The organism is Amantichitinum ursilacus (assembly GCF_001294205.1).
Taxonomy (GTDB): Bacteria; Pseudomonadota; Gammaproteobacteria; order Burkholderiales; family Chitinibacteraceae; genus Amantichitinum; species Amantichitinum ursilacus.
Map to the genome: position 1 here is coordinate 101,025 of NZ_LAQT01000001.1, position 18,559 is coordinate 119,583.

Annotated in this window: 16 protein-coding genes; 3 read left to right on the forward strand and 13 right to left on the reverse strand. The window is 60.1% G+C overall.

Going from position 1 to position 18,559, the window contains the following annotated elements:
- The first annotated feature begins 2 nt into the window (after positions 1-2).
- Both WG78_RS00445 and WG78_RS00450 read left to right on the forward strand, forming a co-directional pair.
- Positions 3-836 carry an undecaprenyl-diphosphate phosphatase gene (locus WG78_RS00445; RefSeq protein ID WP_083458656.1) on the forward strand — a complete coding sequence of 278 codons (834 nt, stop codon included), beginning with the start codon at positions 3-5 and terminating at the stop codon, positions 834-836.
- A 35-nt stretch (positions 837-871) separates the two neighbouring features.
- The gene (locus WG78_RS00450; RefSeq protein WP_161805040.1) at positions 872-1,432 is read left to right on the forward strand and encodes a FixH family protein; all 561 of its coding nucleotides are present in this window, start codon (positions 872-874) and stop codon (positions 1,430-1,432) included.
- A gap of 127 nt (positions 1,433-1,559) precedes the next feature.
- Here the strand turns inward: WG78_RS00450 and WG78_RS00455 are convergent, their stop codons facing one another.
- The 13 genes from WG78_RS00455 to flgA all read right to left on the reverse strand — a co-directional run bounded on the left by WG78_RS00455 (position 1,560) and on the right by flgA (position 16,629).
- Positions 1,560-2,066, reverse strand: a complete 507-nt coding sequence (locus tag WG78_RS00455; RefSeq protein WP_053935819.1) for a FixH family protein — start codon at positions 2,064-2,066, stop codon at positions 1,560-1,562.
- 78 nt (positions 2,067-2,144) lie between these two features.
- A complete protein-coding gene (ccoG, locus tag WG78_RS00460) occupies positions 2,145-3,587 on the reverse strand; it encodes a cytochrome c oxidase accessory protein CcoG (RefSeq protein WP_152968998.1) in 1,443 nt (480 codons plus the stop codon).
- Positions 3,588-3,712: 125 nt separating this feature from the next.
- Positions 3,713-4,639: a cytochrome-c oxidase, cbb3-type subunit III gene (gene ccoP, locus WG78_RS00465; RefSeq protein WP_053935821.1), complete on the reverse strand. Its 927-nt coding sequence runs from the start codon at positions 4,637-4,639 to the stop codon at positions 3,713-3,715.
- 24 nt (positions 4,640-4,663) lie between these two features.
- Positions 4,664-4,828 (reverse strand): cbb3-type cytochrome oxidase subunit 3, encoded by a 165-nt coding sequence (locus WG78_RS21940; protein WP_083458657.1) that lies wholly within the window; start codon positions 4,826-4,828, stop codon positions 4,664-4,666.
- A gap of 5 nt (positions 4,829-4,833) precedes the next feature.
- Entirely contained in the window at positions 4,834-5,448 is a 615-nt protein-coding gene (gene ccoO / locus WG78_RS00470) for a cytochrome-c oxidase, cbb3-type subunit II (protein ID WP_053935822.1), read from the reverse strand.
- A 22-nt stretch (positions 5,449-5,470) separates the two neighbouring features.
- Positions 5,471-6,892, reverse strand: coding sequence for a cytochrome-c oxidase, cbb3-type subunit I (gene ccoN, locus WG78_RS00475; RefSeq protein ID WP_053935823.1), 1,422 nt, complete (start codon positions 6,890-6,892; stop codon positions 5,471-5,473).
- Between the two features lie 238 nt (positions 6,893-7,130).
- Positions 7,131-7,325: a cbb3-type cytochrome oxidase assembly protein CcoS gene (ccoS, locus tag WG78_RS00480; protein ID WP_053935824.1), complete on the reverse strand. Its 195-nt coding sequence runs from the start codon at positions 7,323-7,325 to the stop codon at positions 7,131-7,133.
- Positions 7,325-9,820: a heavy metal translocating P-type ATPase gene (locus WG78_RS00485; RefSeq protein ID WP_236691952.1), complete on the reverse strand. Its 2,496-nt coding sequence runs from the start codon at positions 9,818-9,820 to the stop codon at positions 7,325-7,327. The genes ccoS and WG78_RS00485 overlap by 1 nt, the downstream gene beginning before the upstream one ends.
- Positions 9,821-10,496: 676 nt before the next feature.
- Positions 10,497-11,426 carry a 4-hydroxy-3-methylbut-2-enyl diphosphate reductase gene (ispH, locus tag WG78_RS00495; RefSeq protein WP_053935826.1) on the reverse strand — a complete coding sequence of 310 codons (930 nt, stop codon included), beginning with the start codon at positions 11,424-11,426 and terminating at the stop codon, positions 10,497-10,499.
- The gene (gene lspA / locus WG78_RS00500) at positions 11,423-11,902 is read right to left on the reverse strand and encodes a signal peptidase II (protein WP_053935827.1); all 480 of its coding nucleotides are present in this window, start codon (positions 11,900-11,902) and stop codon (positions 11,423-11,425) included. Before lspA ends, ispH begins: the two co-directional genes overlap by 4 nt.
- Positions 11,895-14,759, reverse strand: coding sequence for an isoleucine--tRNA ligase (gene ileS, locus WG78_RS00505; protein WP_053935828.1), 2,865 nt, complete (start codon positions 14,757-14,759; stop codon positions 11,895-11,897). The genes lspA and ileS overlap by 8 nt, the downstream gene beginning before the upstream one ends.
- Positions 14,760-14,836: 77 nt before the next feature.
- Positions 14,837-15,772, reverse strand: a complete 936-nt coding sequence (locus WG78_RS00510; RefSeq protein ID WP_053935829.1) for a bifunctional riboflavin kinase/FAD synthetase — start codon at positions 15,770-15,772, stop codon at positions 14,837-14,839.
- 140 nt (positions 15,773-15,912) lie between these two features.
- Positions 15,913-16,629 (reverse strand): flagellar basal body P-ring formation chaperone FlgA, encoded by a 717-nt coding sequence (gene flgA, locus WG78_RS00515; protein WP_053935830.1) that lies wholly within the window; start codon positions 16,627-16,629, stop codon positions 15,913-15,915.
- 284 nt (positions 16,630-16,913) lie between these two features.
- Between flgA and WG78_RS00520 the strand changes: the two genes are divergently transcribed.
- A complete protein-coding gene (locus tag WG78_RS00520) occupies positions 16,914-18,488 on the forward strand; it encodes a DNA recombination protein RmuC (protein ID WP_083458658.1) in 1,575 nt (524 codons plus the stop codon).
- Positions 18,489-18,559 lie beyond the last annotated feature (71 nt).

The following is an 18,559-nucleotide window of genomic DNA, read 5'->3' on the forward strand; positions in this document are numbered from 1 at the left end:
CAGTGAGTACCACCGTAGAAAGCATCCTGTTTGCCATCATGCAGGGCGTGAGCGAGTTGTTTCCGGTCAGCAGTCTGGGCCATGGCGTCATCGTGCCCGAGCTGTTGCATTGGCAGCTGGATCGGCAAAGCCCGCAGTTCCTGCCGTTTATGGTGGTGCTGCATCTGGGTACTGCGCTGGCGTTGCTGTGGTATTTCCGGCATGACTGGATTGCGTTGTTTGCCGATTTCTTCCGCGGTGGCGGTCGGCCCAGCCACCCGGCTGCACGGCCCTTGTGGCTAGTGGCGGTGGCCACGATACCGGCGGGGGTGTTGGGTTTGTTGCTGGAAAAGAAAATCCGGCTGTTGTTTGGCAATAGCACCATCGTGTTGGCTTTTCTGGTGCTGAATGGTTTTGTGCTGATTGCCGGCGACGCGTTCAGCCGTCGGCGCCAGCGTGGCCGCGCGCTGGAAAGCCTGAGTTTCCGGCAGGCGTTCAAGATCGGCATTGCGCAGAGCCTGGCGTTGATTCCTGGTCTGTCGCGGTCGGGCACAACCTTGATTGGCGGATTGTCTCAAGGTCTGGATTACGCTTCGGCGGCGCGCTTTTCGTTTTTGCTGGCCACGCCGGTGATTCTGGCGGCCGGTTTGCACGAGGTGCCGTTGCTGTGGCGCGAAGCCGGGCAGCTGCCGCTGGGGCTGATTTTTGGTTGCGGCGTGCTGTCGGGTGTCTGCGCATATATCAGCACGTGGTTGCTGATGAAATATTTCAATACTCACGAGGTGAAGGCATTGCGGCCGTTTGGCTACTATTGCATCGCTATCGGGGTGATCGGATTGGTGCTCAAGCTGGCTTGAGCGTCGCATGTGCCGCTTGCGGCAAGGAAACGATGATGACGAGTTCAGAAGTAAAATCCACGCCCCCCGGCAACGGCAAACCGAAAGGCAAGCCATGGTATCGCCAGGCAACGCCGTTTCTGGTGTTTGCCGGCCCGGCCGTGGTGGTGGTGGCCAGCCTGGTGTCGGCCTACCTGGCATTCAGCCGCGAAGACGATCTGGTGACGCAAAACTATTACCAGACGGGCGAGGCGATCAATGATCGCATCAAGGAAGACGCGCATACCGCCGCGCTGAAGCTGGATGGCCAGATGAGCATCGACGTCAAACAGAACCGCGTCACCCTGAAGCTGGATAATCCGGAACAGCAAAAGCTGCCGCCGGTGCTGCAACTGGATCTGCAACATCCGACGCAGGAAAAGCTGGACCAACACGTGGTGCTAAGCCAACTGGAACCGCGGCAGTATCAAGCCAATCTAGAGCCGACGACGGCCACACGCTGGCATGTGATGGTGCAGAACGAAAGCGCCTGGCGGCTGGAAGGCGAGTGGAACGCCGCCGATGTCGGCCCGGTCACGGTCAAACCCGCTGGCCATAGCGTGGCAGCGGATCAATAAGATGAGATAGCGAGGCGAGCGCAATCCATAGGGTGGGACTAGACCCACCACCCAAAGCCATCAAAAAAAAATAGCGATCTGCCTGGCGGCTTTGAGCGGTGGGCCTAGACCCACCCTATGGGAGCAATCAGTGGCTGTTTGCCGTCAGTGGCGCGCTGGCCACTTTCTTCAGATCCAGCCCGCCCTGAATCCGCCAGTGGCCGCCGGTATCGCCCAGTGCGATTGTCCAGCGCGGCTGTTCCAGTTTTTGCGGCAAGCTGCCGCTAAAAGTGGTGCCGCCCGATGCCGACAGCGCCACCTTCTGGTCCAGCGTCGCGCGAGTGGGGTTAAGTAGTTGCAACTGCAGCGTGCCGTTCACCGGCTGATTTAGCGTCAAGGTAAAGTGCTGGCCATCCGCGTCCAGCGCCAGATTGCCACTCAGTCCCATCTTCAGCGCGGCCTGGTCGCGCGCGTTGTTATGGTTGACCTCTTCGCCCACCTTGGAAAAATCATCAGCCACCGCGCCGTCATTATTGGCCGCCGCGATTTTGATCATATAAATGCAGCCCAGAATGGCGGCGATCGGGAAGATCAATAAAAAGCCCAGCCACGGCGATTTGTACCAGGGTTTGCGTGCTGCTTGTTCGGTGTTCATGGAAGTCGGTTCGGGGAAGGTTGCGATGGGGGTGAGGGCGGTGGCGCGCTGCCAGGCAACGCGCCACCGCCGTGACCATTACTGGCCGATAAAGCTTGATTTCTCTTCCGTGCTGATCTTCGGATTATCAACTGCGGTGACCGTAAATGTCACCGGGTGGCTGCCCGGACCGGCGTTGCTGGCATCCACGTGCAGACGCACACCCACGTCTTCCATGCCGCTGCTGTGCACCAGCACTTTCGGGCTGCCATCAATCAGCGTTTTAATGCCGGGCAAGCCGCTGGCCACAATGCTGTATTGATGATCCTGGCCGTCGGTGTTTTCGATCTGCAAGCGGTACACGTTTTCCAGCATGCCATCTTCGGCTTCGCGCACCAGCGCCGCACGGTCACGCGAGATATTGACGGTCACCGGCTGGTGTTTCCACAGCGACACCACGGTAATCACCAGCACCACCGCCAGCACCACGCCATACATCACCACGCGCGGCCGCTTCAGGCGCGACCAGAATTGCGATTCGGGATAGACATGGTTGAGCGCGTTCTCGGTCGTGTAGCGAATCAGGCCACGCGGATAGCTCATCTTGTCCATGACTTCGTCACAGGCGTCGATACACGCCGCGCAGCCGATGCATTCATATTGCAGGCCATTGCGGATATCAATGCCCACCGGGCACACCTGCACGCACATTTTGCAGTCGATGCAATCGCCCAGGCCTTCCGCTTTGTGGTCGACCGATTTCTTGCGGCTGCCGCGCGGTTCGCCGCGTTCGGTGTCGTACGAAACAATCAGCGTATCGGCATCAAACATGGCGCTCTGAAAGCGCGCGTACGGGCACATGTATTTGCACACTTGCTCGCGCAGCCAACCCGCGTTGCCATAGGTGGCAAAGCCGTAGAACAGAACCCAGAACAGCTCGGACGCCGACAGGGTCAGCGTGATCATCTCGCCCCACAATTCGCGGATCGGGGTGAAATAGCCGACAAAGGTAAAGCCGGTCCACAGCGAAAACACAATCCACAGCGCGTGTTTGGTGATTTTGAGGCGAATCTTGCGTGCATTCAGCGGCCCGTTATCGAGCTTGATGCGGGCCATACGGTCGCCTTCGACCCACTTTTCAAACCACAAAAAGATTTCGGTATACACGGTTTGCGGACAGGAAAAACCGCACCACAGCCGCCCACCAATCGTGGTCCAGGCAAACAGGCCAAACGCCGCCATCAGCAACACGGCGGTTAAATAAATAAAGTCTTGCGGCAAAAAGATAATGCCGAAGATATAAAACTTGCGGTTGGCCAGATCAAACAACATGGCCTGGCGGCTATCGATATTGATCCACGGAATACCGTAGAAAAATAGCTGCGTGGCAAACACAAAAAAGATGCGCCATTTATTGAAAATGCCGTTTACCCAGCGCGGATAAATCTTTTTGTGCTTGGCGTACATCTTCATTTCTTCGTATTCGCCGTCGTCGTTGACTTCAACAACGGTGACCGGAATGTCTTGCAGTTTCTTGCTCATGATCAAGTCCATGCAACGACACGTCGACGCCGCAAAGGCGCGGTGGGCGCGTCTGAAAAAGCGAACGGGCAGAGTTGCCTCTGCCCGTTGAGTGTCATGCGATTACTGGCTGGCAGCAGGCAAGATTATTGCGCGTTCTGCTCAGCGTTGTGCGAAAGGCTGTAAACATAGCCAGCCAGCACGTGCACTTTGGCGTCGCCGAGGAAGTCTTTCCAGGCCGGCATCACGTTGCTGCGGCCGTTGGTGACGGTCTCGATGATGGTGGCTTCATTCTTGCCATACAGCCACACACCGCTCGGGTGAGTCAGGTTAGGCGAGCCGATGTCGGTATTGCCGTGGCCTTCGGGGCCATGACAGGCGGCGCATACTTGCTTGAACGTCGATTCACCACGGCCCGCACGGTCTGCGTCGTACTTGTTGCCCGAAATCTTGAGCACATAGTTGGCCACATCACGCACTTTTTCTTCACCAAACGCCGCGCCAAACGCAGGCATCTGACCATGACGACCGCCCGAGATGGTTTGCACGATACGATCCGGCGTGCCGCCATACATCCAGTCATGGTGCACCAGGTTCGGGAAACCCTTGGCGCCGCGCGCATCCGCACCGTGACACTGCAGGCAGTAGGTCAGGAACAGACGTTTGCCCATGTCACGCGCATCTTTGTCTTGCGCAACCGCTTCGACGGGCATTTTCAGATACTTGTCGTACAGCGGGCTGTACTTGGCATCGGCCTTGGCCACTTCTTCGCCCAACTGGCTACGGGCGCTCCAGTGTTTCATGTTGCCGGTCAGCACCAGGCCCGGATACAGCGCCAGATAGGCCACGGCAAACACGATGGTCATGACAAACAGGCCAATCCACCAGCTCGGTAGCGGATTGTTGTATTCCTGCAGATCACCGTCCCAGACGTGGTCCAGCGTCTTGACCTTTTCGCCCTTGGGTACTTTGACCACCGCCTGGCTTTTAACCAGGAAGGCCAACGCAACCAGCGACACCACGACGATTACGGTGATGTAAACGCCCCAGAAACTGCTATAAAAATCACTCATTTAAGGCTCCGCGCGGTAAACGGCTTATTGATGCTCAGCGTGGGGCAGGTCGTCGTCCAGCAACACGGCCTGGGCGGCTTCGTCCATTTCTGGCTTGGTGCCTTTGCTGAAGGCCCACATGATGATGGCCACAAAGCACAGAAAGCCCAGCACCGTGACGCCAATACGCAAGAAATCCTGCCATTCCATTCTGATTACCTCTTGTTTTTCAGTGCCAGACCCAGGCTTTGCAGATAGGCGATGACCGCTTCACTCTCGGTTTTACCTTCCGCATCCTTGGTTGCCGTTGCGATTTCCGCGTCGGTGTACGGAACACCCACACGACGCAGCGCGCGCATCTTGGCCGGCAGGCTTTCCGCATCGACCTTGTTGGCGGCCAGCCACGGGAAGGCCGGCATGATCGACTCAGGCACCACGTCACGCGGGTTGTTCAAGTGGGCGCGATGCCACTCATCCGAGTAACGACCGCCCACGCGGGCCAGATCCGGGCCGGTACGCTTGGAGCCCCACAGGAAGGGGTGGTCATACACCGACTCACCGCCCACCGAGTAGTGGCCATAACGTTCGGTTTCAGCGCGGAACGGACGAATCATTTGCGAGTGGCAGTTGTAGCAACCTTCGCGCAGATAAACGTCACGCCCGGCCAGTTGCAGCGCGGTGTAAGGCTTGACGCCTTCAATCGGCTGCGTCACCGACTTGGAGAAGGCCAGCGGCAGGATTTCCACCATCATGGCCACGCTGATCACCAATACCGTCAGTACGATGAGCCAGAACACATTCTCTTCGATTAACTTCTGAATCTTGTTCATTTTTGTTGTTCTCTCTTGAGCATCAGGCGTGAGCGTGGACGGCCGGGATTGCAGCGTCTACCGGACGGCCAGCAGATGCGGTGCGAATCACGTTGTACAACATCAGCACCATGCCGGAGAGGAACATCAAGCCACCCAGGAAGCGGATTACGTAGTACGGGTGGGTTGCTTTAACCGCATCAATGAACGCATAGGTCAGCGTGCCATCGGGGTTGACCGCGCGCCACATCAGGCCTTCGGTCACACCGGCGATCCACATCGAGGCGATATACAGCACCACGCCCAGCGTTGCGATCCAGAAGTGGGTTTCGATCAGGCGTACCGACCACATCTGTTCACGGCCAAACAGGCGCGGGATCAGATAGTAGATGGAGCCGATGGTGATCATGGCCACCCAGCCCAGCGCGCCAGAGTGCACGTGGCCCACGGTCCAGTCGGTATAGTGCGACAGCGCGTTGACGGTCTTGATGGCCATCATCGGGCCTTCAAACGTCGACATGCCGTAGAACGACAGCGCGGTGATCAGGAACTTGAGCACCGGGTCGGTACGCAGCTTATGCCACGCGCCCGACAGCGTCATGATGCCGTTGATCATGCCGCCCCAGCTTGGCGCCAGCAGGATCAGCGAAAACACCATACCCAGCGACTGGGTCCAGTCAGGCAGGGCGGTGTAGTGCAGATGGTGCGGGCCTGCCCACATATAGGTGAAGATCAGCGCCCAGAAGTGGACCACCGACAGGCGATACGAGTAGATCGGGCGACCGGCTTGCTTGGGCACAAAGTAGTACATCATGCCGAGGAAGCCCGCGGTCAGGAAGAAACCTACCGCGTTGTGGCCGTACCACCATTGCACCATCGCATCGACCGCGCCGGCGTACACCGAGTACGACTTCCACAGGCTGACCGGCACAAACGCGGAGTTAACCACGTGCAGCAGGGTCACGGCCAGGATGAAGGCGCCGTAGAACCAGTTGGCCACATAAATATGCTTGACCTTGCGCTTGGCGATCGTGCCAAAGAACACGATGGCGTAGGCAACCCAGACAATGGCGACCAGGATCTTGATCGGCCATTCCATCTCGGCGTATTCCTTGTTGAAGGTAATACCGAGCGGGTAGGTGACGATCACGGAGAGGATAACGACTTGCCAGCCCCAGAACACGAAGGCGGCCAGCTTGTCGCTGAACAGACGCGTGTTACAGGTGCGCTGCACCACGTAGAACGACGTTGCCATCAGGCCACTGCCGCCGAAGGCGAAAATGACCGCGCTGGTGTGCAATGCGCGCAGACGACCGAAGTGGAAATACGGGCCGAAATTCAATTCAGGCCACGATAGCTGGGAAGCAATGACGACACCTACCAACATGCCGACGATACCCCACACGACGGTCATGATGGCAAATTGCCGCACCACTTTATAGTTGTATGTGGTTTGGTTATCCATAAAACGCTCCGAAAGTACTCCAAACGGCTAAATAAAACTGGCTAATACTGGCTAAAAATGCCTGGCGGCAAGATGCCCGGTGCCCGCCGGGACAAATCCTGACCAAATGCGTGGCATGCGTGTTGCTTATATTTTAGTTTGGGCTGGCCGGCAATGTGCCGTGCTGGCAGAGGTACGACATTGATCCAGATCAAGTCGTCCGGGTGATCGGCGGCTATTTTAGCGCGCTGTCCTATATTCAGTCAGTTGTTTTTTGCTTGCCCGCCTCAATTTGCTGCGCTGCCGCAGCGACCGAGTCATCGTCTTGCAGGATACGGTGGGCCGGCCCTTCCAGGTCATCGAACTGCCCGCTGCGCATGCACCACCAGAAGATCAGGCCGATTAAAAACACCAGCACAACCGACAGCGGAATCAGGATATACAGACTTTCCATCACTTCACTCCGGGCGTGTGCCCGTTCTTGCGACTGCCCGCCAGGCGCAATGCGTTACCCACCACCAGCAGCGAGCTACATGCCATTCCCAGACTGGCCAGCCAGGGCGTTACCCATCCTGTCATCGCCAGAGGCAGCGCCACCACGTTATAACCCAGCGCCCACCACAGATTTTGCCGGATCACGGTACGGGTCTGGCGCGCCAGACCGATCGCATACGGAATATGTGCCAGCTGGCAGTCATACAGCACCGCATCACCCACGGTTTGCGCCACATCGACGCCGCTGCCCATCACGATGGACGCATCAGATAACGCCAGTACCGGCGCATCGTTGACACCATCACCCACCATCAATACGCGCTTGCCAGTGCTTTGCAGCTGGCGGATGGCCGCCAGCTTGCCTTCCGGCGTGGCCTGCGCCTGGGCGTGCGCGATGCCGAGTTGCTGCGCTAGCGCATGCACGGGGCTGGGATGGTCGCCGCTTAACAGGTGCGTGGTCAGGCCGCGTTGTTGCAACGCCGCGACGGTACTGGCGGCGTCGGCGCGCGCAGTGTCGGCCAGATCGAAGCGTGCGATGCCGCCGGGGCCCGCCAACCACACCGGCGTGCCAACCACGGCGGGGGCGTCGCCGGGCAAAGTCAGGCCGCTGGTTTGCGCCACAAAATCGGCGTGCCCCAGCGCCCACATCTGACCTTCTACGATGCCGGTCAGGCCACCGCCAGGATGGTTGCTGACCTCGTGGGCGGCCGGGATTGCCACGTCGGGGAGGTGGGCGAAGGCATGCGCCAATGGATGGCTGGAGTGGGCTTCCAGTGCGGCGGCAACGCGCAGCAACATTGCGGCATCGCCGCGCCAATGGTGTTGGCTGACCAGATGTGGCTGGCCGTGGGTGAGGGTACCGGTCTTGTCGAATACCACATCGGTAATCTGTGCCAGCGCATCCAGCGTATGGCCGCGTGCAATCAGCATGCCACGGCGAGCGAGCTGCCCCGTCGCCGCCGTCAAAGCCGCCGGAGTGGCCAGTGATAATGCGCACGGGCACGAGATCACCAGCACGGCAATCGTGATCGGCAGCGCGTGTTGCGGATTGTGGCCATGCCAGTACCACCAGGTGCCCGCGGCCACCAACAGCAGCGCCGCCACAAACGCCCCGGCCACGCGATCCGCCAGCAGCGCGACACGCGGCTTTTCCGCCAGCGCCCGATCGAGTAACCGCACAATGCCGGACAGCCGCGTGCTCTGGCCGACACGCGTCGCGCTGATCTGCAACGGTGAGCCGTGATTGATGGTGCCTGCAGTGACCGCATCACCGGGGCGCTTGGCCAGCGGCAGGCTCTCGCCGGTGAGCAGCGCCTCATCCACTTCGCTATCACCATGAAGGATTTCGCCGTCGACCGGGATGGTTTCGCCGGCCTTGACCAGCACCCGATCACCCATTTGCAGATGGATAACGGCGACTTCTTCGGTGCTCTGATCGGGTAATAAGCGATGGGCAAACGCCGGTAGCAAGCCCGCCAGTTGCTCCAGTGCGGCACCAGCGCGGCGGCGGGCGCGTTCTTCCAGATAGCGGCCTGACAGCAGCAGAAACACAAACATCGACACCGAATCGAAATACACCTCGCGCTGGCCATGCAGCAGGCTGAGCGTGCTGGCGACAAACGCCGACAGCACGCCGATGCTGACCGGTAAATCCATGCCCGCGCGGCCACGCTTGAGGTCGCGCCAGCTTGATATGTAAAACGGCCAGCTGGCCCACGTGGCGACTGGCAAGGTCATCAAGAAGGTGGCCCAGTTGAGCAGGCTCATCCATTGCGGGGCGATGTCGCGCGCGTCGGACAGGTACACCGGGACGGTGAACATCATCACCTGCATCATCGACAGGCCGGCCACCCACAAGCGCAGTAGCGCGGTCTTGCGCGATTTTTCGCTGGCCGCTTCCTGGCGCGCACGGTCATACGGTTGTGCACGATAACCAATGGCGGTAATGGCCTGCAGGATGCTGGAAAGCTGGGTGGCGCGCTCATCCCAACGCACGCGGGCACGGTGGGTGGTGTAGTTGATGGAGACGCCCAGTACCCCTGGGACTTTGCTGATCTGGCGTTCATTCAGCCAGATACAGGCGGAGCAGGTGATGCCTTCGATCAGCAGTGCGGCTTCACGCTCGTCGCTGCCGGCGCTGGAGACGAAGCCTTGTTGCAGCGCCGGATCATCGTACAGGCGCAGGCGGGCGAGTAGCTCGTCCGGCAACGGTGCGGCGCGGTCGGCGGGGCGTTCGCGTTGTTCGTAGTAGTCGCCGAGGCCGGCGTCGATGATGCTTTGGGCGACGGCCTGGCAGCCGGCGCAGCAGGCGGGCTGATGGGTTTCGCGGTAGCGGATGGTCAGGTTGAGGTTGGCGGGTACGGGTTCATTGCAGTGGAAGCATGCGGCCTCGACGGCCTCGGCGGGTGGGGAGGCTTGGGGTGGCGATGTGTTGATGGTGGTTGTTGCGTTCACAGCTTTGAACCCTGGCTGCTGGCGTGGCGGCGATTAAACGCTGGAGCCTGCGGCGCATGTTTTGATGTTCGGCAGGTGCTACTAATCGCTTTGCCTGCGGCGCATGTTTGGATACCCGGGGGTGCCCGGGAGCACGTCGGTTTTCAGTAAAGACTTATCGTGCAACTTTGCTTCGCCAAAGAAAAGATAACCAAAAGAAAGGCGACCTCACTCGGGCTCCGCCACTCGCCAGGGGCCCGTAGGTCAAAAGCCGAAACGGACCGTCTGTTACTTCCATTTATCAGCTGCCGCTCCGCGGAACTTCGGTCGGACGGAGCCCGAACCGCCGGTCTCCTTCCCCTCCCTCGACAGGCAATGTCCGCTGTCGGACTGGCGTGCTGCCTCGTTGCTACGCAACATCGGGTGGGCGTGGATGCGATGGGTGACGGTGAACTTCGGTACCGCCCGCTTAACGCGCCCATCCCGCACCGCCACCGCCATCTAACTTGTCACCGCTCCCGCCAAGAACCGCCAACCTCTCATACGGTGGGTCAAGACCCACCACCCAAAGCCGCCGACAAGAACGCAAGCGCTGGCTTTCGATCAGACGCCGCGACCTGACCGGAATGTGCGTTGCCCCAAAACAACCGGGTAGCGCATCCGACGGGCATGGGCTGCGGCAGCCTTGCTTGTCTACTTATGCCAAGCCTTTGGGTAGCGAAAACACCACGTTCTCTTCCAGCCCGTCCATCGGCGCGACTGACTCCGCGCCAAATTCCTTGATTCGTTCCACGACGCGTTGCACCAGAATTTCCGGCGCTGACGCGCCTGCGGTCAGGCCGACGCGGACTTTGCCGCCAAACCATTCCTGTTTCAGTTCGCTGGCGTTGTCGACCATATACGCCGCAATCCCCAGCGTTGCGCCCACTTCGCGCAAGCGGTTGGAGTTGGAGCTGTTGGGCGAGCCCACCACGATCAGCACATCCACGTCGCGCGCCAGTTGTTTGACGGCGTCCTGGCGGTTTTGCGTGGCGTAACAAATGTCGTCCTTTTTCGGGCCGACAATGTTCGGGAATTTGGCGCGCAATGCGTTGATAACCGATTGGGCATCGTCCACCGACAGGGTGGTTTGCGTTACGTAGGCCAGTTGGTCCGGCCGCGTTACGGTCAGCGCCAGCACGTCGGTTTCGTCTTCCACCAGATACATGCCATCGCCTTCGGCCTGGCCCATGGTGCCTTCGACTTCCGGGTGGCCTTTGTGGCCGATCATCACGATCTGGTAGCCCTGTTCGCGCAGGCGTTTCACTTCCAGGTGCACCTTGGTGACCAGCGGACAGGTGGCGTCATACACGCTCAGCCCGCGTGCTTCAGCTTCGCGCCGCACCGCTTGCGATACGCCGTGTGCGCTAAAGATGACCGTATTGCCCGCCGGCACTTCGTCCAGTTCTTCGACGAAAATTGCGCCTTTCTGCTTCAGGTCTTCGATCACGTATTTGTTGTGCACCACCTCGTGCCGCACGTAGATCGGTGCGCCGAATTTTTCCAGCGCGCGCTCCACGATCGCAATCGCGCGGTCGACACCCGCGCAAAAGCCGCGTGGGTTGGCAAGGATGATCTGCATGGTCATTGAGTCTTTTCTCGCGAGGGGTGCGGGCGCAGCATCGAATCAAGGATGAGCAGCCCTGCACCGATACAAATGGCCGAATCAGCCACATTAAACGCCGGAAAGTACGAACTGTTCCAGTAAACCAGAATGAAATCAATTACATGGCCATAGGCCACGCGATCAATCACATTGCCCAGCGCGCCGCCCAGGATCAGCCCCAGCGCCGCGGCAAAGCGCGGCTGCTGGTGGTGTTTGCGCAGCAGGCTGATGATGACCACGGCCACCACTAAGGCCAGCACGGTAAAGAAGTGCCGCTGCCAGCCGCCCGCATTGGCCAGAAACGAAAACGCCGCGCCCATGTTGTAGACCAGCGTCAGGCTAAAGCAGCCCGGAATGATCGGCACCAGTTGGCCATAGCTGAGGTGCGACGCAATCGACAGCTTGGCCGCCTGGTCCAGAATGATGACCAACACGGCCAGTGCAAGCCACTTAAGCATGCTGACGCGCCTCGCCCTTGCCAAACAGATTGTCAACGCAACGTGCGCACAGGCCAGGGTGATCGGCATGGCTGCCCACGGTTGGCGTGTAATGCCAGCAGCGTTCGCACTTGGCGGCTTCGGCCACTTTGACTTCGATCGCCAATGCATCGCCCGCCACCAGCGTCGCGGCAGACACAATCAACACAAACTTCAGGTCATCGCCCAGGCTTTGCAGTGCGGCAAACGTCGCCGGTTCTGCGGTAACGGCCACTTCGGCTTGCAGCGACGAACCCAGCTTGCCGTCCGCGCGTTGCACTTCGATTTCTTTCTGCACTTGCGCGCGCACTTCGCGGATTTGCGCAAAGCGTTCGATCAGCGCCGCTGCATCGGCCGGGGCCGGTACCTGGTGCCACGTCGACAGGAATACGTTGTCCTCGTTGCCCAGCGCTTGCCACACTTCGTGCGCGGTAAACGACAGGATTGGCGCCAGCAAACGCACCAGACCTTGCGTGATATGCCACAGCGCGGTCTGCGCCGAGCGGCGGCCGTGACTGTCGGCCTGCATGGTGTACAGACGGTCTTTGATGATGTCGAGGTAGAACGAGCCGAGTTCTTCCGAGCAATACTTCAGGATTTCCTGCATGGCGGTGTGGAACTCGTAGCGCTCGAACAGTGCGCCCACCTTGCTCTGGAACGCGGCATATTCGGCCAGCGCCAGGCGGTCCAGATCCAGCATCGCATCGGTCGCAACGGCCTGTTCCGGTTTGAAGTCGGAGATATTGGCCAGCAAAAAGCGCACGGTATTGCGGATGCGGCGATAGGCATCCGAAGTGCGCTTCAGAATTTCTTGCGACAGCGACATTTCGCCCGAGTAATCGGCGCTGGCAATCCACAGGCGCAGCATGTCGGCGCCCAGGGTGTTGAAGATTTCCTGCGGTTCGATGCCGTTGCCCAGCGACTTGGACATCTTGCGGCCGTTCTCGTCCACGGTAAAACCGTGGGTCAGCAGCTGCTTGTACGGCGCGCGGCCTTCGGTGGCGCAACCGGTCAGCAACGACGACTGGAACCAGCCCCGATGTTGATCCGAGCCTTCCAGGTACAGATCGGCTGGCCACGCCAGTTCTTCGCGCTGACGCAGTACGGCGTAGTGCGTCGAGCCCGAGTCAAACCACACATCCAGCGTATCTTTCAGCTTGCGATAGTGCGGCAGGTCTTCGGCGCTCAGCAGTTCGGCCGGATCGAGTTCAAACCAGGCTTCGATACCTCTGGTTTCGATGCGTTTGGCCGCTTCTTCCAATAGGCGCAACGAATCCGGATGCAGTTCACCGGTTTCCTTGTGCACAAAGAAGGTCATCGGCACGCCCCAGTTACGCTGGCGCGACACACACCAGTCCGGACGATTGCCGATCATCGATTCCAGCCGCGCACGGCCCCAGGCCGGGAAGAACTCGGTGGCTTCCACCGCCGCATTGGCGCGCGAGCGCAGCGTATCGCCGTCGACACCGGCCTTTTCCATGGCGATAAACCATTGCGCAGTGGCGCGGAAAATGATCGGGGTCTTGTGGCGCCAGCAATGCGGGTAGCTGTGCAGCAGTTTTTCGTTGGCCAGCAGCACGCCGCGCTCGGTCAACAGATTGATGATTTCAGGGTTGCCTTGCCAGACGGTCAGGCCGGCAAACAGCGGCACGCTTTGCTTGTAGCGGCCGTCATCGCCTACGGGATTGTCTTTGGGCAGGTTGTAGACCAGGCCTACTTGCCAGTCTTCCAGGCCGTGCGCAGGCGCGGTGTGCACCAGGCCGGTACCGGCGTCGGTAGTGACGTGGTCGCCCAGGATGATGGGCACCTGGCGGTCATAGAACGGGTGCTGCAGTTGCAGCAGGTCCAGCGCCTTGCCGGTGGTCTCGGCGATCACCGGACTGCCGGCCGCGCCATAACGGGCGAGGGCGGTTTCGGCCAGTTCACGCACCAGAATCAGCAGACCCTTGGGCGTATCCAGCAATTGATAAGTCAGGTCCGGATGCACCGATACCGCCTGGTTGGCGGGCAGCGTCCACGGCGTGGTGGTCCAGATCACGGCAAAGGCATCGCGATTTACCTCAACGCCAAACGCCTTGCTGACCGCGGCACGGTCCACGGCGCGGAAAGCCACGTCGATGGCAGGCGAAGTCTTGTCTTCGTACTCGACTTCAGCCTCGGCCAGCGCCGAACCACAATCCACACACCAATGCACCGGCTTCTGGCCCGCTACCAGATAGCCGTTGGCGTGGATCTTGCCCAGCGTGCGCACGATGTCGGCTTCGGTTTTGAAGTCCATGGTGCGATATGGGTGATCCCAATCGCCCAGCACGCCCAGACGGATAAAGTCGGCCTTCTGGATTTCGATCTGCGCGGCCGCGTATTCGCGGCACAACTCGCGGATAAACGCGGGCGGCAGATTGAAGTCTTTCGGGTCCAGGCCATTGTCTTTGCGATATTGCACAATGCGGGCGTGGATTTGCGGGCTGTTCTTGATGGCTTTGCTGTCGCCTTTGGCCAGCTTTTCGATCTGGTGCTCGATCGGCAAGCCGTGGCAATCCCAGCCCGGTACATAGGGCGCGTCAAAGCCCGCCAGCGACTTACTCTTGACGATGATGTCTTTCAGAATCTTGTTAACGGCGTGACCGAGGTGAATCTGCGCGTTCGCGTACGGCGGGCCATCGTGCAGGATGAACTTGGGGCGGTTTTCTGCATTGGCGCGCGCGCGCAGCTTTTTATACAGCTGCTCGTCTTGCCACGATTTCAGAAAGCCCGGTTCACGCTTGGCCAGGTCGCCACGCATCGGGAACGGCGTGTCGAGCAGGTTGACGGGGTACTTGTTCGACGGCTTGTCGCTCATGGATTTCGTTCTCTCGGTCGCGTATTGCTTTAAATAATCGAATGTTAACGGTGCTATATCGGGGCGCGGAGCGCTGGCTACAACGGCAGCCCCAACGGATGATCTTTGAGCCAGGCCTTCGCGTCGTCGCAATCCCTGTGGATTTGCGCCACTAACGCTTCCAGCCCGTTATATTTTTGCTCGTCGCGCAGCTTGTGCAAAAAATCGACGCGCAGATGTTCGCCATAAATCTGGCGGTTGAAATCAAATAAATACACTTCCAGCACCGGCGCCGCGCCCGCGCCCTTGACGGTGGGGCGCACGCCCAGGCTGGCTACACCTTCATAAACCTGCTCCAGCCCATGCACGCGCACTGCATAAATGCCCATCATCGGCGGGCGGTTATGCCGGATGCGGATATTGGCGGTGGGAAATCCCAATTCACGGCCCAATTTGTCGCCACCCACCACACGACCCGAAATCGAATACGGCCGCCCCAGCAATTGCGCTGCCAGATGCATATGGCCCGCCGCCAGCGCATGACGCACGGCGGTGGAAGAAACCCGCTCTTCGCCCAGTGCAATGGTGGGCACCGATTGCACTTCAAAATCGGTACTGGCTTTCAATAATGCGAAATCGCCGCCGCGCTTACGGCCAAAGCGGAAATCATCGCCCACCAGCACAAACTTCGCGTTCAGATCGTGCGCCAGCACGTTGTCGCGAAAATCCAGCGCCTCGATGCCGGCAAAGGCGGCGTTAAAGCGCTGCAGGACCACATAATCGATGCCTTCGGCCGCCAGAAACTCCAGCTTCTCGCGCAGGCTGGTCAAGCGCGTGGGCGCGGTTTGCGGCGCAAACAGCTCGCGCGGATGCGGCTCGAACGTCAGCAGCGCCGTGGCCAGGTCGCGTTGCGCTGCGGCCAGGCGCAGCTCGGCCAGCATGGCGCGATGGCCGAGGTGCAAGCCATCAAAATTGCCGATGGTCAGTGCGGTCGGGGGCAGTGCGGCGGCATGGGTGCCACGGAGTATGCGCATCAGTCTGGGCAAGGTTGCGTTGCGGAACACGCGATTCTAGCTGGCGGGGGCCGGTTTGTCAGGCGCAGACCGGGTAGTCGGTGCGCCCACGCCTACATCCGGGGATAGGCGCACGCAGCCGCTGCCGGGCGGTGGGCGGCTTATTCGGTCACCTCGACCAGGCCACCGTCACGCGCCAGGCCTTGCACGATGGTCGATTGGCCAATGCGCACGCGCACAGTCTGGCCCGCGCTGGCGCTGTTAAGCGCCACGCCGTCATTGCTGATTTCCAGCGTGTCGCTGCGATAGGTAACACGCACTTTCTGGCCCTGCTGGATGACCAGGGCGGCACGTAGCATTTCGTTGCGCACCGGTGCACCGGCGGCCACAGCGGTGGCCAGCGTGCGGCCCAGTGCCTCGTTGGGATCCAGCACCACACTGCCAGGCAGCGCGCCCAGATCACCGGTAGTGGGGTTCAGATCGCCCTCGGTCAGCGTATGGCCCGCCGCCAGCGGCCGCGCGGCGACGTAATAAGTGGCTTGCACACTGATGGCCACCGGCAGATTGACGGCCCAACTGGCGCCTTGCACACAGCGCACACGCAACATGCTTTTGCCCGCCAGTCGATAACCCGGCGCCACCTGCACGTCCATTCGCTCGCAGGCTTCCAGCCGCAAGCGGGCATCGACTTTGCCAAAGGTATAGGTGCCGGGATTAGGGCCCTGGTTCAGTTGGGTTTCCAGCCAGTCGGCGGCCGTGCGTTGCACGCCCGACATATCCATCTGGCCGCCCGACGCCGCGTAGGCAGGCGTTAGAACGAACAAGACACTGGCCATCATGGCCAGCAGCAGGGTGCGGAAAACGGTAACGGTATGCATGGGGCGGATTATAGCGGGGTTTATCGGGGGGCCGCGCGATGCGGGCGCAGGGGCGCTGTTGTAAATCGGGCGTTTCGTGTTTGCAAAAAAGCCACGGGGCGCTTTCGGTTTTGGTCAGATGGCGGTAACGTCGTCGCTGGGCTTCCGGGATTCAACCCACTCGCGTTGCGATGGACCGCCCCGGCGCGCACCGGTTCAATGGTGTGCAGATTTAGTCCGGCATGCTGGTTGTGCCGGGCCGGGCGGCCTACAATCGCGGGTTTTGCAGGCGGGACTGTACGGTAATGGTCGATATTCTGTTCGCGGTAACCACGCTGGTGGCTTTGCTGGCTGGCGTGCTGGTGGTCATCAAATTGCAGCAACTGTCGCGCACACAGCAGCAAGTGCTGGAGGCGCTGGTCTCTGAAATCCAGGAGCAGCAAAAGGAAACGCTGGCCGAATTCCATCGCGGCCTGGCGCGCCAGAGCGAAAGCATCCATCAGGCACTGGCCAATCACGGCAACCTGCTTAACGAAAGCGTGGCGCGCACTGGCGATCGTCTGCGCGACAGCATGGGTGAATCGTTTGATCGACTGCGTGGCGGCGTCGGTACCGAACTCGGTGCCACGCGCGGCGCGCTCGAAAAAATGCAGGCCACGCAGGCGGAATCATCCAATGCGCTCAAGCTGGCGCAAACCGAGGCCTCCAACGCGCTGCAATTGGCGCAAACCGACGCGGCCAGCTCGCTAAAGCTGTCGCTGGCCGAATCGCTGAGCGATACGCGCGAGCAAGTGGTGCGCCAACTGGGCGAGATCGCCGCCAGTCTGCAACAGCGCCAGGATGCGTTGCGCGAAGAAATCCTGGTCAAGCTCTCCACCATGCTGGCCGAGCAATCCAAACGCGAAATGGACCAGATGCGCGAAGCGCTGGCCGCCTCCAGCACGCAACTAACCACCTCGGTGCAGCAATTGACCGCCACCGCCGATACGCGCCTGGGCGAGATTTCCGGCAAGGTCACCGAACGGCTGGAAGAGGGTTTCAAGAAGACCAACGAAACTTTCGCCAATGTGATGGCGCGGCTGGCCACCATCGACGAAGCACAGAAAAAGATCGATGGCCTGACCACCAACGTGGTCAGCCTGCAAGAGCTGCTGGGCGACAAACGTTCGCGCGGCGCGTTTGGCGAAGTGCAGCTGGAAAGCCTGGTGCGCAATGTATTGCCGGCGCAGGTGTACGAACTGCAGGCCACGCTATCGAACGGCACGCGCGTTGATTGCCTGTTGCGCTTGCCCGAGCCGACCGGGCTGGTGGCGGTGGATGCCAAATTCCCGCTGGAAAACTATCACCGCATGTTTGAGCCGAACGCCGACAAGATCGCCACCCAGCGCTTGTTCAAGGCCGATATCAAAAAGCATATCGATGATATTTCCAGCAAATACATCATCCCCAACGAGACTTCGGATGGCGCGGTGATGTTTGTGCCGGCTGAAGCGGTGTTTGCCGAAATCCACGCCTATCACGCCGATCTGGTGCAATACGCGATGAAAGCGCGCGTGTGGATTGTGTCGCCGACCACGCTGATGGCGGTGCTGAATACGGCGCGCGCGGTGATCAAGGATGTGGAAACGCGCAAACAGGTACACATCATCAAAGAAGCCTTGGGCCGCCTGGGTACCGAATTTGGCCGCTTTGACGACCGTATGAAGCGACTGGCCACGCATATCCGCCAGGCGCACGAAGATGCGCAGCAGGTTTCGATTACCAGCGATAAGATTTCGCGCCGGTTTGAAGAGATCGAGCAGGTGCGGCTGGAAGAACCGGTGGGTGTCGCCCCGGTCATCGAACCGCCGCCACAAACCGCCGCGCTGCTGACGGAATAAGGCATAGGGTGGATCATGACCCACCATTCAAAGCCATCAAGAAGAACGCATAAATTGCGGGTTTAATCGGC

What these genes read in the sequence shown, in the direction of transcription:
- ccoP (WP_053935821.1), bottom strand. Translation starts at nt 4,639, where the DNA reads ATGAGTGATTTTTATAGCAGTTTCTGGGGCGTTTACATCACCGTAATC.
- ileS (WP_053935828.1), bottom strand. Translation starts at nt 14,759, where the DNA reads ATGAGCGACAAGCCGTCGAACAAGTACCCCGTCAACCTGCTCGACACG.
- WG78_RS00510 (WP_053935829.1), bottom strand. Translation starts at nt 15,772, where the DNA reads ATGCGCATACTCCGTGGCACCCATGCCGCCGCACTGCCCCCGACCGCA.
- ccoN (WP_053935823.1), bottom strand. Translation starts at nt 6,892, where the DNA reads ATGGATAACCAAACCACATACAACTATAAAGTGGTGCGGCAATTTGCC.
- flgA (WP_053935830.1), bottom strand. Translation starts at nt 16,629, where the DNA reads ATGCATACCGTTACCGTTTTCCGCACCCTGCTGCTGGCCATGATGGCC.
- lspA (WP_053935827.1), bottom strand. Translation starts at nt 11,902, where the DNA reads ATGCTTAAGTGGCTTGCACTGGCCGTGTTGGTCATCATTCTGGACCAG.
- WG78_RS21940 (WP_083458657.1), bottom strand. Translation starts at nt 4,828, where the DNA reads ATGGAATGGCAGGATTTCTTGCGTATTGGCGTCACGGTGCTGGGCTTT.
- ispH (WP_053935826.1), bottom strand. Translation starts at nt 11,426, where the DNA reads ATGACCATGCAGATCATCCTTGCCAACCCACGCGGCTTTTGCGCGGGT.
- ccoS (WP_053935824.1), bottom strand. Translation starts at nt 7,325, where the DNA reads ATGGAAAGTCTGTATATCCTGATTCCGCTGTCGGTTGTGCTGGTGTTT.
- ccoG (WP_152968998.1), bottom strand. Translation starts at nt 3,587, where the DNA reads ATGAGCAAGAAACTGCAAGACATTCCGGTCACCGTTGTTGAAGTCAAC.
- WG78_RS00455 (WP_053935819.1), bottom strand. Translation starts at nt 2,066, where the DNA reads ATGAACACCGAACAAGCAGCACGCAAACCCTGGTACAAATCGCCGTGG.
- WG78_RS00450 (WP_161805040.1), top strand. Translation starts at nt 872, where the DNA reads ATGACGAGTTCAGAAGTAAAATCCACGCCCCCCGGCAACGGCAAACCG.
- ccoO (WP_053935822.1), bottom strand. Translation starts at nt 5,448, where the DNA reads ATGAACAAGATTCAGAAGTTAATCGAAGAGAATGTGTTCTGGCTCATC.
- WG78_RS00520 (WP_083458658.1), top strand. Translation starts at nt 16,914, where the DNA reads ATGGTCGATATTCTGTTCGCGGTAACCACGCTGGTGGCTTTGCTGGCT.